We start from the raw sequence: 14,093 nt of genomic DNA on the forward strand, positions 1-14,093 counted from the left end.
CTGGACGGTCATCCCCAGAAGGATGGCAAGTACTGCCAGCCGCTTCCCCTGTCCCTTCAACAACATTGTGGCCCCCGTTTTTCTTGTTGGGACCACGTTTCACACAAAGGATTTGCATCGCCGCTAAGCCGGCCAAGTAGATTTGACGCGAATGCAAGTAAAAGACGCGGCGAATTCAAACTATACTTGAATCGAATTCGACTAAAATTCGAGACAACTGCAATTGATTCAAATTTTACGAGTTAACCGGCGATGCACTGGGTCTGCTGCGGAATTTCGAGCAAGAAGGTGCGCGTTAACCCCAGGGTTGCGGAAGCCGGAAAGCAAAAGGCGGTATCCGGACGCCGCGGATACCGCCTTTTGGCCTGAATGCGACGTGTTTTGCGCGGAACGCGCTTTACCGCATGGTAACGCTCTCTTCGAGAGTCTCCGGATCCTGCGCGTGGGTGAACTCCAGCGCGAAGCCCTCCTCGAGATAGCGCACCACCCGCGCCGGCACGCAGCCGAGGCGGACCATGGATTTCAGCGGCGGGCGGGTTTCGGCGGCAACCGCCGTTCCCGACAGCGACAGGTCGATGATGCGGCAGCTCATGCGCTGGCCGTCCTCCAGCGTCAGCACCGCAATCGGATTGCGCGGCACGATACGGTCGTGGCGGCGGTCTTCCGGCAAGTTGAGGATGTCGCGGTTGGCGAGCCAGGTCAGCTGGGCGGCGAGCTTGTCGCGCTTCCTGGCGGTGGCGCTCACCGTCATGGCAAAGCCGTTGTCGATGATGCGGGTGATCTTGCCCTCGACCCGGCCGATATGGTCCAGGTACGCGATCACGCGGTCGCCGACATTGCCGATGCCGGGCGCCAGCAGGGCGAGGCCCCCCGGCGACATATTGATGATCTGGCAGGGGAATTCGCGCCGGTCGGGCAGCATGTAGCGGCCGAGCAGATGCACCTTGACGCGCTGGAAGCGTCGCCGCTCCTGCGCCGCCGGCAGGGATGATTTCTTTTGCGCAAACGACATCGTGGCCACCCGACGCCGGATCTCGGCGCCTCGTCGACCCTAAGGCGGATAGGGTTAACGATGTGTTAGCGGCGGTTGTGTCGGTTCATCTTTGCCTGAACGCCCCTCGTGTCCCGGACGCGATGCAGCTTCGGATGGGTTGACCGGCAGCGAAACCCACCATGCCTCCGCGATAAGGTGATGGGTTTCGCAAGGGGCTCAACCCATCTACGAACTCACGCTTCCCGCGTCACCGCGGTGAGATTCATCGTCAGCAGCACGTCCGGCTTCGGCAGGTCGTGCACGGCAAACGCGGTGCGTGCCGGGCGGTGCTCGCCCATGACATCGACATAGGCGGCGTTCATCGCCTCGAAATCCTTCATGTCGCGCAGGAACACGTTGACGTGGACGACGTGGTCGAGATCGGAGCCGACGGCCTCCAGCATGACCTTGAACGACTCCAGGATGCGCAGCGTCTGCGACCTGATGTCGGGGCCGGCCAGTTGTCCGGTGGCGGGATCGAAGCCCGCGGTTCCGCCGATCGTGATGTGCTGGCCGACCTTGGCGATGTGGCTGTAGGGGCCGATTGGCTTGGGCGTGTTCGGCGGCGTCAGCGTTTCCACGCGGGTATTCATCGGCAGGCCTCTTTTGGTTGTGTCATTTTCGCTTGCGTAAAGCGCGGGCGGGTTTTCTGTCAAACCGGCGCGGGGAACGCTGCCCATTCGCAGTGCAATGGCCGCTCTGCGCATGGGAAGCATGCCGATTGCACCGAGCGCGGAGGCTGTTCGAGTCCGACTTCAGCGTGTAGGCTTAGAACCAATCAAAACAAAGGGTTCGCGCATGATCCCGAAAAGTGGGAACCGGTTTTCGGATCAGATCATGTGCAAACAAAATGGGGAGGCCTTCTAGTTCTATGGCTGATATCCGATATCTTGCGCCCGCATCGCTCGATGAAGCGATTGGGGCATTTGCGGCCGCAGGCAGTGCGGCGCGCATTCTCGCAGGCGGCACCGATCTCCTGGTGCAAATGCGTTCCGGCATGGTCAGGCCGGGCGTGATTGTCGACGTCAAGAAGATCGCCGAGATGACGGCCATCGAGGAAACCGCCGACGGCGGCTTCCGCATCGGTGCTGCGGCGTCAGGCATGGCGCTGGCCGAGCATCCGCGCTTCGGCAAGGTGTGGCCCGGCGTGCTGGAAGGCATCAACCTGATCGGCTCCAAGCAGGTGCAGGGCCGCGCCTCGGCAGGCGGCAATCTCATGAACGGCTCGCCGGCCGGCGACAGCGTGCCCGCGATGATCGCCGCCGGCGCCATCGTCACCGTGCAGGGCCCGAACGGCCGCCGCGAGATGAAGGTGGAGGAGGTGCCTGCGGGCCCCGGCCGCACCAATCTGAAGCCCGGCGAGATCCTGGTCAGCTTCAAGCTGCCGCTGCGCCCTGCGGGTTCGAGCGATGCGTATTTGCGCATGATCCCGCGCACCGAGATGGATATCGCCGTCGTCGGCCTCGGTGTCAGCCTCACCATCAAGGACGGCGTCTGCACCGCCGCCCGCGTTGGCCTCGGCGCGGTCGCGCCGACCGCGCTGCTGGTCGAGCCCGCCGGGAAAGCGCTGATCGGCTCGAAGCTCGACGATGCCGCGCTGGAGAAAGCGGCCGAGGCCTGCCGCGCCGCCTGCCGTCCGATCGACGACAAGCGCGGCACCATCGCCTACCGCATCAAGACCGCGGGCGTGCTGCTCAAGCGCACGGCCGCCATCGCCGCCAAACGCGCGACGGAGAAGTAACTTCATGGCCAAGATTCACGTCACCACATCAATCAACGGCGAGCCGATGGAATATCTGTGCGAGCCTGACGACACCATGCTCGACGCGCTGCGCGGGCCGCTGGGGCTGACCGGCTCCAAGGAGGGCTGCTCCTCCGGCGATTGCGGCGCCTGCAGCATCACCGTGGACGGCCGCCTGGTCTGCTCCTGCCTGATGCTCGCCGCCGAAGCGGAAGGCGCCGAGATCGGGACCATCGAGGGCCTCGCCGACGGCGACAAGCTGCATCCGCTGCAGCAGAAATTCCTCGAGCACGCCGCGCTCCAGTGCGGCATCTGCACATCGGGCATGCTGGTCGCCTCCGATGCGCTGCTGCGTAAAAACCCGAACCCGAGCGAGGAGGAAGTGCGCTTCTGGCTCGCCGGCAATCTCTGCCGCTGCACCGGCTATGACAAGATCGTGCGCGCGGTGCTGGAGACCGCGGCCGAAATGCGCGACGGAATCAGGGAGGCAGCCCAATGAACCTCGTCACCAACAACAAGTGGATCGGCCAGCGCACCATTCGTCCCGACGGCATGGACAAGGTCACCGGCCGCGCCCAGTTCGCCGCCGACACCACCATGCCGGGGATGATCTGGGGCAAGATCCTGCGCAGCCCGCATCCGCATGCGCGCATCAAGTCGATCAATACCGCGAAGGCCGAAGCGCTGCCCGGCGTGAAGGCGGTGGTCACCTCCAGGGACATCATCGACTTCCCGATCGAGAAGGGCGCGGTCATGCTCGGCATCCAGGACATGCGCTGGATGTGCCGCAACGTCATGGCGCGCGACAAGGCGCTGTTCCCCGGCCACCCCGTCGCGGCCGTTGCCGCCACCACGGAGGCGATCGCGGCGGAAGCCTGCAAGCTGATCGAGGTCGACTACGAGGTGCTGCCCTGGTCGATCGAGATCGAGGACGCCATCAAGCCCGACGCGCCTGTTCTGCACGAGTTCAACAAGTGGGAGGGCAAACCCTCCAACATCATGGGCCGCCTCGAGCACAAGAAGGGCGACATCGCAGACGGCTTCAAGCAGGCCGACGTGGTCATCGAACGCACCTTCACCACGCGCCCGGTGCACCAGGGCTATATCGAGCCGCACGCCTGCCTGATCTCGGTTGCGCCCGACGGCAAGACCACGATCTGGAGCTCCAGCCAGGGCCAGTTCATGGTCCGCGCCATGACTTCGATGCTGACGGGCATCCCGCAGAGCGACATCCGCGCCATTCCCGCCGAGATCGGCGGCGGTTTTGGCGGCAAGACCATCGTCTATCTCGAGCCGGTCGCGACGCTGCTGGCGAAGAAATCCGGGCGCCCGGTGAAGATGGTGATGACGCGCGAGGAAGTGAGGCGCGCGACCGGGCCCACCTCGGGCTCGAAGAGCACTGTGAAGATCGGCGCGACCAAAGACGGCCGTATCGTCGCGGCCCACGGCACCTTCTACCTGCAGGCCGGCGCCTTCGCGGGCTCGCCGATCCGCGGCGCGGCCGGTTGCAGCTTCACGCCCTACGACATCCCGAACCTGCTTTCGGAAGGTTTCGACGTCTGCTCCAATCGCTCGAAGGTCGCGGCCTATCGCGCGCCCGGCGCGCCGATCGGCGCCTACGCCGTCGAATGCGTGATGGATGAGGTGGCGGAAGCCCTGAAGATCGACCCGCTCGACTTCCGCCTGAAGAACGGCGCCAAAGAAGGCACCAAGGCCGCGCACGGCCCGACCCTTCCGCGCATCGGCTATATCGAGACGGTGGAAGCGGCCAAGGCATCGGCGCACTACAAGGCGCCGCTCGGCGACGGCCACGGCAAGCCGCGGGGCAGGGGCGTGGCGTCCGGCTTCTGGTTCAACGCCGGCGGCGAATCCTCCGCGCAGGTCAACGTCACCGAGGACGGCAACGTCGTCGTCACCACCGGCCATCCCGATATCGGCGGCTCGCGCGCCGCCATCGCCAACATCTGCGCCGAGCTGCTCGGCATCGACTACCGCCGCGTCTCCGTCATCATCGGCGACACCCAGACCGTCGGCTTCTCCAACCTGACCGGCGGCAGCCGCGTGCTGTTCGCTTCCGCCATGGTGGTGACGCAGTCGACGGAAAAGGTGATCCAGACCCTGCGCGAGCGCGCGGCAAAAATCTGGAACATCGATCCGGAGGCGGTGAAGTGGGAGCAGGGTGCGGCGCATCCGGCCAGCCCCAACGCCGGCCAGTTCGAGCCGCTGACGCTGGTCGAGCTCGCCGAGAAGGCGCCCACTCAGGGCGGCCCGATCGGCGCCGGCGTACAGCTCAACACCGCGGGCGCCGACGGCGGCTTCGGCACGCATATCTGCGACGTCGAGGTCGACACCGAACTCGGCATCGTGCGCGTGCTCCGCTACACCGCGGTTCAGGACGTCGGCCGCGCCATCCATCCCGGCTATGTCGAGGGCCAGTTGCAGGGCGGCGTCGCGCAGGGCATCGGCTGGGCGCTGAACGAGGAGTACATCTACAACAAGGACGGCAAGGTCGATAACCCCGGCTTCCTCGACTATCGCATGCCCGTCTGCTCCGACCTGCCGATGCTGGATTGCATCATGGTCGAGGTGCCGAACCCGAAACACCCACAGGGCGTCAAGGGCGTCGGCGAGGTGCCGCTGGTGCCCGTGATGGCCGCGGTGGCGAGTGCCATCTACAACGCACTCGGCATCCGCTTCTACAGCCTGCCGATGTCGCCGCCAAAGGTGAGCGCGGCGCTCGACGCGGGGATGAAGCAGGCCGCGGAATGAAATACGTAGGGCGGATTAGCCGCAAGGCGTAATCCGCCGTCTTTCCGCAGATGCAGTTGCGGCGGGTTACGCTTGCGCTAAGCCGCCCTGCGGTCTCATTTCAGAACACCAACTCCCGGTGAATGCATCCGGCGTTCTCGGCGACCACCTCGATCGCGAGCGCAGGCCGCACCGCCGTTTCGAGGCAGCGCAGGTCCGCCGCAAGGTGCTTGGCGAAGGCGACGGCCTCCGAGGGAGCCGCGAACTCGCGGCCCAGTTCGTCCTGGATTTTCAGCTTGTCGTGCGTGTTGAAGAAGAAGCGCATGGAACCTCCGCAAGCGTCACTCGGCAATATATGTGCGGGCGGTGGCCTTGCCTTGATCCTCGTCAAACGCAGCGTCGGCCTGCGCTCGCGTTTCATTGGCTGCCGCCACTCCTGCTTGGTTCCCGTGGGAACAGTGTCCGGCGGGTTACGCTGGCGCAATCTAACAAGCTACCATGGCTAGTCGTTGGTATGGCGCGGATACACCAAGGGTCTGTCAAGATATTCTGAAAAAAATAATTCTATTTACAAGAATTACGATTTGCGGTATCTCGCCGCCCAGCCCGTGCCACCGTGAGGGACGTTTCGCGATCGTCACGAAACGTGGTGCGGGTTGCGATGGGCCGCTTGCTGCGTCAGGTGCTTGCACCGGGCGAAACGCGGCGGCGGACGGCGAAGTCGTGTGGTCCTGGCGCCGCGACCCTGGCGCTACGTCGGCGGAATTCTCTTTCGCCGGCTACGGGGGCAAGAAAGGCCGCTCCCCGGGGAGATCACGTATAAGCCTTAGAACCATTGCGCAGGGGAAGCCGGGATGCCTCGGCTGTACCTGTCAAATCCGTGTGCGTTCTTCCACTACCGTTGCACACGGTGCTGCGGGCGCAGCCAGCGCCCGGCTTTCCCTGCGCCCTCTTTCCGAGGAGGGAGCAAACGAGATGGCAAGACCCGGGCGAATCGCGCCGCGGGAACGAGAACACATGTGTCCCCGTCATTGCGCGCGAAGCCTGTCATCGGGCGGGCTTCGCGCCGACCCGTTGGCTCCTCGCAATAACGCCTTCGGCTGTCATCGCCCGCGGAGGCGGGCGATCCAGTATTCCAGAGATGCTCATGATCGACACGAAAGGCCGCGGCGTACTGGATACCCGCATGCGCGGGGTATGACGTCGTTGCGCGAGGCGGAGGTCGCCATTTCGCCCCGGAATGTCGCCGGAGGGCCTCCCCGTTAACCCTTTGCTAACCATACACCGGGCAAAAATTGCCGGGTGAAGTCGAGTGTCGTCGGACGCGTTGAATACGGGAGGATATCCCCGTGGACGCTGCAGCGGTGCCTCACTTTCGAAACGGCGGCCCCACGGCCGCCGCGCAGACGTTTGGCGCGCGCGGGCGGCACGCGCGGGGGGGCGCAGCTACCATGGTCGATGTGACGGCGGGTCAGGGCACGGCGGCAAGCGGCGGGTTTCCCAGCCTCAGCGAAATCGGCACCATCCTGCGACGCGGCGACATCGCGCTGGCGCTCGGCATCCTCACCATCCTGGTGGTGCTGATCCTGCCGCTGCCGCCGATCGTGCTGGACCTGTTCCTGGCGATCTCGATCACACTGTCGATCCTGATCCTGATGACCTCGCTGTTCATCCAGGCGCCGCTGGAATTCTCCGCCTTCCCGACCATCCTCCTGATCTCCACCATGCTGCGGTTGTCGCTCAACCTGGCCTCGACCCGGTTGATCCTGTCCCACGGTCACGAGGGCACGGCAGCTGCCGGCCACGTCATCGAAGCGTTCGGCAACTTCGTGATGGGCGGCAATTTCGTCATCGGCATCATCGTCTTTGCCATCCTCGTCATCGTCAACTTCGTCGTCATCACCAAGGGTTCGGGCCGCATCGCCGAAGTCGCGGCGCGCTTCCACCTGGACGCCATGCCCGGCAAGCAGATGGCGATCGACGCCGACCTCTCCGCCGGCCTGATCGACGAGAAGACCGCCAAGGAGCGCCGCAAGGCGCTGGAGGACGAAAGCGGCTTTTTCGGCGCCATGGACGGCGCCTCGAAATTCGTGCGCGGCGACGCGGTCGCAGGGCTCCTCGTCGTCTTCATCAACATCATCGGCGGCATCATCATCGGCGTCGCGCAGCAGGGCATGGGCTTCGGCGATGCGGCGCGCATGTACACGATCCTGACCGTCGGCGACGGCCTCGTCACGCAGGTGCCGGCGCTGATCGTCTCGACCGCCGCAGGCTTGCTGGTCTCAAAGGCGGGCGTGTCCGGCGCGGCCGACAAGGCGCTGATGAAGCAGCTCTCCGGCTATCCACAAGCGCTCGGCATGTCCGCCGGCGTCATGATCGTGCTGTCGCTGCTCCCCGGCATTCCGATGCTCCCGTTCCTGGCGCTCGGCGGCGGCGCCGCCGCGCTGGCGCTGACCGCGCGCAAGCATCAGCGCGCCGAGAAGGCGGCAGCCGCTGCGGCTGCGGCGGCCCCGGAGCTTGCCGCTGCCGCGGGCGCTGCTGGTGCGGAAGAGCCGATCTCCACGGCGCTGAAGATCGACGACCTCAAGATCGAGCTCGGCTATGCGCTGCTGCCGCTGGTCAACGGTCCCGACGGCACCGACCGCCTGACCGAGCAGATCAAGGCGCTGCGCCGCTCGCTTGCCATCGAGATGGGCTTCGTGATGCCGGCGGTGCGCATCCTCGACAACGTCCAGCTCGAGGCCAACACCTACATCATCAAGATCAAGGAAGTGGACGCCGGCACAGGCAAGATCTGGCCGAACCAGTTCATGGTGATGGACCCCGCCGGCAACCAGGTGCAGGTGCCGGGCATCCACACCGTGGAGCCGACCTTCGGCTTGCCCGCCACCTGGGTCGACGCCGCGCTGAAGGAAGAGGCTTCGCTGAAGGGCTACACGGTGGTGGACGCCGCGACCGTGCTGTCGACCCACCTCACCGAATTGCTCAAGGCCAACATGAGCGACCTGCTCTCCTATGGCGAGGTGCAGAAGCTGCTCAAGGACCTGCCGAAGGAACAGGGCGAGCTGGTCAAGGACATCGTGCCGAGCCAGGTCACGGTGTCCGGCATCCAGCGCGTTCTCCAGTTGTTGCTGGCCGAGCGCATCTCGATCCGCGATCTCTCGACCATCCTCGAAGGCATCGCCGATGCGCTCGCCTTCTCGCGCAATCCCGCGACCATGGTCGAGCATGTCCGCGCGCGGCTGGCGCGGCAGATCTGCGCGCAGAACACCTCTTTCAACGGTTACCTGCCGCTGATCGCGCTGTCGGCGCGCTGGGAGCAGGCGTTCGCCGAGTCGATCGTGGGCCAGGGCGAAGAGCGCAGCCTCGCCATGCAGCCCTCCAAGCTCACGGAGTTCATGACCGGCGTGCGCATCGCCTTCGAGAACGCCGCGCGCGAGGGCGAGGCGCCGGTGCTGGTGACCTCCGCGGCGATCCGTCCCTTCGTGCGCTCGCTGGTGGAGCGCTTCCGCTCGCAGACCACGGTGCTGTCGCAGGCCGAAATCCATCCGCGCGCGCGGCTGAAGACGGTCGGCAGCGTATGAGCGCTTCTAAGGTTCATTCGCAAAGATCATGCGCATCGTAGAATCGTTCTACGCGGCGCGTGAGCCATTGCGGACGCGGCGAAGCGGCGCTAGTGAGACGCCATGCTTGCTCCGGTTGCCGATCGCTTCTCGCTCGTTCAACTCCTGCGCTTCTTCCCTCTCCCGCTGCTGCAACCCATTCTCAGTCTCATCGGCACGCAGGTCGCCCGCAAGCAGCCCGACATCTTCCTTCGCCTCGGGCCGCACGCGCAGAAGACCTTCATCATCGATCCGACCGATCTTCCTTTCGTGCTCGTGTTGCGGCCGCGCCCGGAAGCGCCGGCGCTCGGTGCCTGCCGCCGTTTCGAGGCACCGCCGTCGCACGCGCGCATCGCCGGCACCTTTCTCAACCTGTTTCGGCTGATCGACGGCTCGCTCGATGGCGATGCCCTGTTCTTCTCGCGCGATCTGCGCGTCACCGGCGACACCGAGGCCGTGGTCGCGCTGCGCAATGCGCTCGACGATATCGACGGCGGCCTGGTGCAGGCCGTCACCGGCTGCTTCGGTCCGCTTTCCCCGATCGCCGCGATGACGGTTTCCCATTTCCGCTCCCTCGGCGGCAGGAGCAGCCATGAACGATGACATCGTCCCCCGACGGCCCGAGCTGGTCTGCCCGGCGGGCACGCCGGCGAGCCTGCGTACCGCCGTCGATGCCGGCGCCGACGCCGTCTATTGCGGCCTGCAGAACGCGACCAATGCACGTAACTTCCCGGGACTGAACTTCTCGCCCGGCGAACTGCAGAAATCGGTCGAGTACGCCCATGCGCGCGGCGCCAAGGTGCTGCTCGCCGTCAACACCTTCCCGCCGGCCGGCAAGTTCGGCCTCTGGAAGGAGGCGATCGAGGTCGCCGCATCTTCCGCGGTGGACGCCATGATCGTCGCCGACATGGGGGTTGCGGCCTACGCCTCGCGAAACTTCCCGCAGTTGCGGCTGCATTTGTCGGTACAGGCCGGCGCCTCCTCGCCGGAGGCGATCCGCTTCCATTGCGAGGAATTTTCCATCAAGCGCGTGGTGCTGCCGCGCATCCTCACGGTGGCGGAGATCGCCGCCATCCACCGCCAGATTCCCTGCGAGATCGAGGCCTTCGTGTTCGGCAACATCGGCATGATGGCCGAAGGCCGCTGCAGCCTCACCAACTACGTGACGGGGATTTCCACCAACATGGACGGCGTCTGCTCGCCGGCCGCCGACGTCCGCTTCGAGGAGGAAGCCGACGGGGCGCTGACCAGCCGGCTCGGCGCGTTCGTGATCGACCGCTACGCCTGCGGCGAGAGCGGCGGCTATCCGACCATCTGCAAGGGCCGCTATTCCTGCTCGGCACACGCGGAGCCCTATTACGCCTTCGAGGAGCCGCGCTCGCTCAATTTGTCGGGGCTGCTGCCCGAACTGATGCGCGCCGGCGTCACTGCGCTGAAGATCGAGGGCCGCCAGCGCAGCCGCGCCTATGTCAAGGAAGTGGTGGGCGCGTTCCGCCGCGCCGTCGATGAGATCATGGCCGGCAAGGAAGCATCGCTCGCCAACCTGATCGCGCTGACCGAAGGCCACAAGGAAACGCAGGGCGCCTTCCGCAGCAAGAGCTGGAGATAGCAGGGTCATGGACGAGGCGCGTTTCGAGCTGACGCTCGGCCCAAATCTCTTCAACTGGGCGCCGGAGCAATGGCGCGACTTCTATTTCCGCATCGCCGACGAGGCGCCGGTGGCGACGGTCTATCTCGGCGAGACCATCTGCTCCAAGCGCGCGCCGCTGTTCGACGAGCATTATGAGGCGGTCGCCGGGCGGCTTCGCGCGGCGGGAAAGACGGTGGTGCACTCGACGCTCGGCGAGACGGCATCGCAGGTCGACCGCCGGCTGGTCAGCGATGTCTGCCAGCGCGTCAGCGACCTCGTGGAAGCCAATGACTCTTCGGCAGCCTGGCATTTGCGCGGGCGGCCGCATTGCATCGGCCCGCTGATGAACGTCTACAACGAGGAGACCCTGCGCTTCCTCGCCGCCAAGGGCGCGCGCAACATCTGCCTGCCGGCCGAGCTGCCGTTCGCGTCCGTCGGCGTGCTTTGCACCGCGGCTACCGCCGAGGGCGTAACGATCGAGGTGCAGGTGTTCGGACGGCAGTCGCTGGCGCTCTCGGCGCGCTGCTATCACGCCCGCGCGCATGGCCGCACCAAGGACACCTGCCGCTTCGTCTGCGAGAACGACGCCGACGGACTTCCGCTGACCACGCTGGACGGCAAGCCGTTTCTGGTCATCAACGGCATCCAGACCCTGAGCTACGAGTACGTGAACCTCGCACAGGAAATCCCCGCGCTGACGGCCGCGGGCGTCCGCCGCTTTCGCCTGTCGCCGCACGGGTGCGACATGGTGCTGGTCGCCTCCAGCTTCCGCGATCTCCTCGACGGCAAGATCGCCCCTTCCGAGGCGCTTGCCCGGCTCGATACGCTGCAACTCGGAGCGCCGTTCTCGAACGGCTTCCTCCACGGCCAGCCCGGCTATCGCTGGACGGTCGACCAGAAGCTGAGCTGAACCGAGCGCGCGCAAATCAGCTGCAAGAGCGGCGAAGCATTTTCGCCACAGGCAACTGGTTTGTCGGGTAACCGGTTCCGTCCGCCGGATCGGCAGATCGACGACAAAAACCTCCATAAGTCATTGTAATAACGTCATAATTAGTCGACGCGCCTTATCGGCGCGGCAACTCCAATCGCGCGTTTTCAAGTCTTATCACCGCCTTGTGATCGCCTCTGGGGAACGCCAAACGCGATTCCTACGTTTTGGAAACGCGAGACGTTGAACCGATCTCTGAGCGGAGCACACCAATCCAACAGAGAAGGAAGGCGGCAGGAGACTTCCATGAACCACTCGATCTACAGCGCAGATCGCACGACCCATCTCAAGATCGTGGTCGTGGCCCTTGTGGCGGGTATCCTGGTCGCCGGGCTCGGCATCTCGACGCGAGTCACAAGCTCGGACGACGGCGTGCAGACCGCGCGCGTGATGAAGGCCGGCAAGCCGGTCGCCGTCACCAGCTCGGGAGCATCGCTCGTCCGCTAACGGAGAAATTCACGGAATTCACGTAGCTCTTTACCAGCCCCCCAAAGTCGCTGCGTGGATGTTAGAAGACCCCAACTACCCCAAGTTGACGACCGGAAAACGCCCGCTCCCCACGGGCGTTTTCCATTTTTGCGGCTTGCGAAAATTCCGGCGTCAGCGCGCAGGCGCCGCCGGCGGCACCGTTTCGATCAGCTTGCCGGCGAACACGACCGGACCGGTCGGCGCGCCCGTGGTCGAGCCGCCCTGCGGCTCGATGCTCACCGCATAGGTCGCCTGGTTGACGATCTCGGCGTCATAGCCCGAAAGTACCGGGCGCGCGGTGAAATCCTCGTTGCCGATCACGCCGAGCGAGCGCGGCCGCTGCAGCTTGTCGGAGACGATCCAGAGCTCGTAGCTCTTGCCGGCATCCGGCTGGGCGCCGACCTTGCGCACGGTGAAATTCCTGGTCGCGGCGTCGACCGTGAGGATGAAGGCCGGCGCGTTTCCATTGCCCTGCAGCAGCGCAACATATTGCGCGGCGGCCGGTGGCGGCGGTGTCTTCACTTCCACCACCTGCGTTCGCGGCTTCGGGCGGATGCTGTCCGGCAGGGCGTCGGGCTGATAGACCTGCAGGCCCACCATCACCAGCAGCGCCGCAGCGATCGCAGACGCAACGCTTGCGACATTGCGCCAGCGCCGGATTCGACCAGTGAGCTGGATGACGTTCGCGCCGGCGGCGACAGCGGGCGGCGGCGGTGCGGCAGTGGGTTGATTGTCGTTGGCTTCCGGCACGATCTCGGGCGGCGCGGCGGGAGCCGTGGGCGGCGGCGCGTCGGGTAGCACCAGCGGCGCCTGCTCGCCGCCATGGCCGATGGCGCGGCGGATGTTGTCCCAGACCAGCGGGCGCGGCTCCACCGAGCCGACCATCTGGTTGAGCACGCCGAGGCGAAATTCCCAGGCCTGCACGATCGCGGCAAATTCGTTGTCGACGGCCATCATGGTCTCGACCTGCGAGCGCTCGTCGGCATCGAGGGTGCCGAGCGCATATTCCGCCGCGAGCGCGATATGGTCTTCGCTATAGGCCATCAGTCACAGTCCAAAGTCCAAACCCCAAACCCCGATGTTCAAGTCCGAAAGTCGAATTCTCCCTAGAGTCCAAGACACTCCCGGATATCCATCATGCTGCGGCGCAGCCACGTCTTCACCGTATTCACCGGCGTCTCGAATTTCGCGGCCAGCTGCTCGCGGCTCCAGCCGTTGTAATACGCAAGGAGCACGAGCTTCTGGCGATCGGGCTCGAGCCGGCCGACGCATTCGAGCAGCCGCTTCAACTCCTCCGTCATCTCCCGCCGCGCCAGCGGGTCGGGAGAGTCGGCCGCCACTTCCATGGCCGAGGGCTCTTCCTCAATGGAAGCTTCGCTCCGCTTGCGCACGACGTCGATGGCGCGGTTGCGGGCGATCGAAGCCATCCAGGTGATCGGCGACGACAGCGCGGGATTGAACTGGCCGGCGCTGTGCCAGATCTTGACGTAAGCCTCCTGGATGACCTCCTCGGCGAGATCCTGTCGCCGCAAGATACGGAGCACCACTCCGAAGAGTTTCGCGCGCGTGGCGGCGTAAAGCCGCTCGAAAGCAGCCTCATCCCCCTTCGCAACCGCCGCAATCAGCCAGACCAGCTCCGCCGGCGTCAGCATTCAAACTCCCCCAATCGCGATCCCCCTCGCCGTCGGACCGGGAGCGCCGCTGTCCCGGTAGCATACCCTGCCCTTTACGGGCCACCAAGCCGCTGGTTTGTGGACTGTCGGTAGCGCGTGATCTGTCGCCTGTTTGTAGCTCGTGAAGTGTCGTGTTTTTGGTGCCCCAGAACAAAGGGGGCACGATGGGCACGGCATCCATTCACGAGGGTGTACGACGGATGCGATTTT

At 65.3% G+C, this 14,093-nt stretch carries 13 protein-coding genes; 8 read left to right on the top strand and 5 right to left on the bottom strand.

Translation table 11 applies throughout. The features are described 5' to 3' along the window. Nucleotides 1–397 precede the first annotated feature (397 nt). The gene (locus ACT4OC_RS13930) at nucleotides 398–1,012 is read right to left on the bottom strand and encodes a PilZ domain-containing protein (RefSeq protein ID WP_444839575.1); all 615 of its coding nucleotides are present in this window, start codon (nucleotides 1,010–1,012) and stop codon (nucleotides 398–400) included. A 215-nt stretch (nucleotides 1,013–1,227) separates the two neighbouring features. Further along, entirely contained in the window at nucleotides 1,228–1,626 is a 399-nt protein-coding gene (locus ACT4OC_RS13935; RefSeq protein WP_444839576.1) for a RidA family protein, read from the bottom strand. 287 nt (nucleotides 1,627–1,913) lie between these two features. Between ACT4OC_RS13935 and ACT4OC_RS13940 the strand changes: the two genes are divergently transcribed. Genes ACT4OC_RS13940 through ACT4OC_RS13950 form a run of 3 tightly spaced genes read left to right on the top strand, consistent with a single transcriptional unit; the run spans nucleotide 1,914 to nucleotide 5,543 of the window. Then, complete coding sequence (locus tag ACT4OC_RS13940; protein WP_444839587.1) at nucleotides 1,914–2,774, top strand: FAD binding domain-containing protein; 861 nt, start codon at nucleotides 1,914–1,916, stop codon at nucleotides 2,772–2,774. Between the two features lie 4 nt (nucleotides 2,775–2,778). Then, the gene (locus tag ACT4OC_RS13945; protein ID WP_444839577.1) at nucleotides 2,779–3,273 is read left to right on the top strand and encodes a (2Fe-2S)-binding protein; all 495 of its coding nucleotides are present in this window, start codon (nucleotides 2,779–2,781) and stop codon (nucleotides 3,271–3,273) included. Then, nucleotides 3,270–5,543, top strand: coding sequence for a xanthine dehydrogenase family protein molybdopterin-binding subunit (locus ACT4OC_RS13950; protein ID WP_444839578.1), 2,274 nt, complete (start codon nucleotides 3,270–3,272; stop codon nucleotides 5,541–5,543). Before ACT4OC_RS13945 ends, ACT4OC_RS13950 begins: the two co-directional genes overlap by 4 nt. 100 nt (nucleotides 5,544–5,643) lie before the next feature. Here ACT4OC_RS13950 and ACT4OC_RS13955 read toward each other — a convergent pair whose 3' ends face one another. After that, nucleotides 5,644–5,847, bottom strand: a complete 204-nt coding sequence (locus ACT4OC_RS13955) for a DUF6894 family protein (RefSeq protein ID WP_444839579.1) — start codon at nucleotides 5,845–5,847, stop codon at nucleotides 5,644–5,646. A gap of 1,126 nt (nucleotides 5,848–6,973) precedes the next feature. Between ACT4OC_RS13955 and flhA the strand changes: the two genes are divergently transcribed. From flhA to ACT4OC_RS13980, 5 genes are all read left to right on the top strand, one after another. Next, complete coding sequence (gene flhA / locus ACT4OC_RS13960) at nucleotides 6,974–9,106, top strand: flagellar biosynthesis protein FlhA (protein ID WP_444839580.1); 2,133 nt, start codon at nucleotides 6,974–6,976, stop codon at nucleotides 9,104–9,106. A gap of 102 nt (nucleotides 9,107–9,208) precedes the next feature. Beyond that, a complete protein-coding gene (gene ubiT / locus ACT4OC_RS13965; RefSeq protein ID WP_444839581.1) occupies nucleotides 9,209–9,727 on the top strand; it encodes a ubiquinone anaerobic biosynthesis accessory factor UbiT in 519 nt (172 codons plus the stop codon). Further along, nucleotides 9,717–10,733, top strand: coding sequence for a ubiquinone anaerobic biosynthesis protein UbiU (gene ubiU, locus ACT4OC_RS13970; protein ID WP_444839582.1), 1,017 nt, complete (start codon nucleotides 9,717–9,719; stop codon nucleotides 10,731–10,733). The genes ubiT and ubiU overlap by 11 nt, the downstream gene beginning before the upstream one ends. A 7-nt stretch (nucleotides 10,734–10,740) precedes the next feature. Further along, the gene (gene ubiV, locus ACT4OC_RS13975; RefSeq protein WP_444839583.1) at nucleotides 10,741–11,664 is read left to right on the top strand and encodes a ubiquinone anaerobic biosynthesis protein UbiV; all 924 of its coding nucleotides are present in this window, start codon (nucleotides 10,741–10,743) and stop codon (nucleotides 11,662–11,664) included. A gap of 324 nt (nucleotides 11,665–11,988) precedes the next feature. Next, a complete protein-coding gene (locus ACT4OC_RS13980) occupies nucleotides 11,989–12,189 on the top strand; it encodes a hypothetical protein (protein ID WP_444839584.1) in 201 nt (66 codons plus the stop codon). A gap of 153 nt (nucleotides 12,190–12,342) precedes the next feature. On the opposite strand, the gene ACT4OC_RS13985 is transcribed toward ACT4OC_RS13980, so the two are convergent. Both ACT4OC_RS13985 and ACT4OC_RS13990 read right to left on the bottom strand, forming a co-directional pair. Further along, nucleotides 12,343–13,254 carry an anti-sigma factor gene (locus tag ACT4OC_RS13985; protein WP_444839585.1) on the bottom strand — a complete coding sequence of 304 codons (912 nt, stop codon included), beginning with the start codon at nucleotides 13,252–13,254 and terminating at the stop codon, nucleotides 12,343–12,345. Nucleotides 13,255–13,316: 62 nt separating this feature from the next. Next, complete coding sequence (locus ACT4OC_RS13990; protein WP_444839586.1) at nucleotides 13,317–13,862, bottom strand: sigma-70 family RNA polymerase sigma factor; 546 nt, start codon at nucleotides 13,860–13,862, stop codon at nucleotides 13,317–13,319. Between the last annotated feature and the right edge of the window lie 231 nt (nucleotides 13,863–14,093).

Origin of the sequence: Bradyrhizobium sp., assembly GCF_052389815.1 — a bacterium.
Lineage (GTDB): Bacteria > Pseudomonadota > Alphaproteobacteria > Rhizobiales > Xanthobacteraceae > Bradyrhizobium.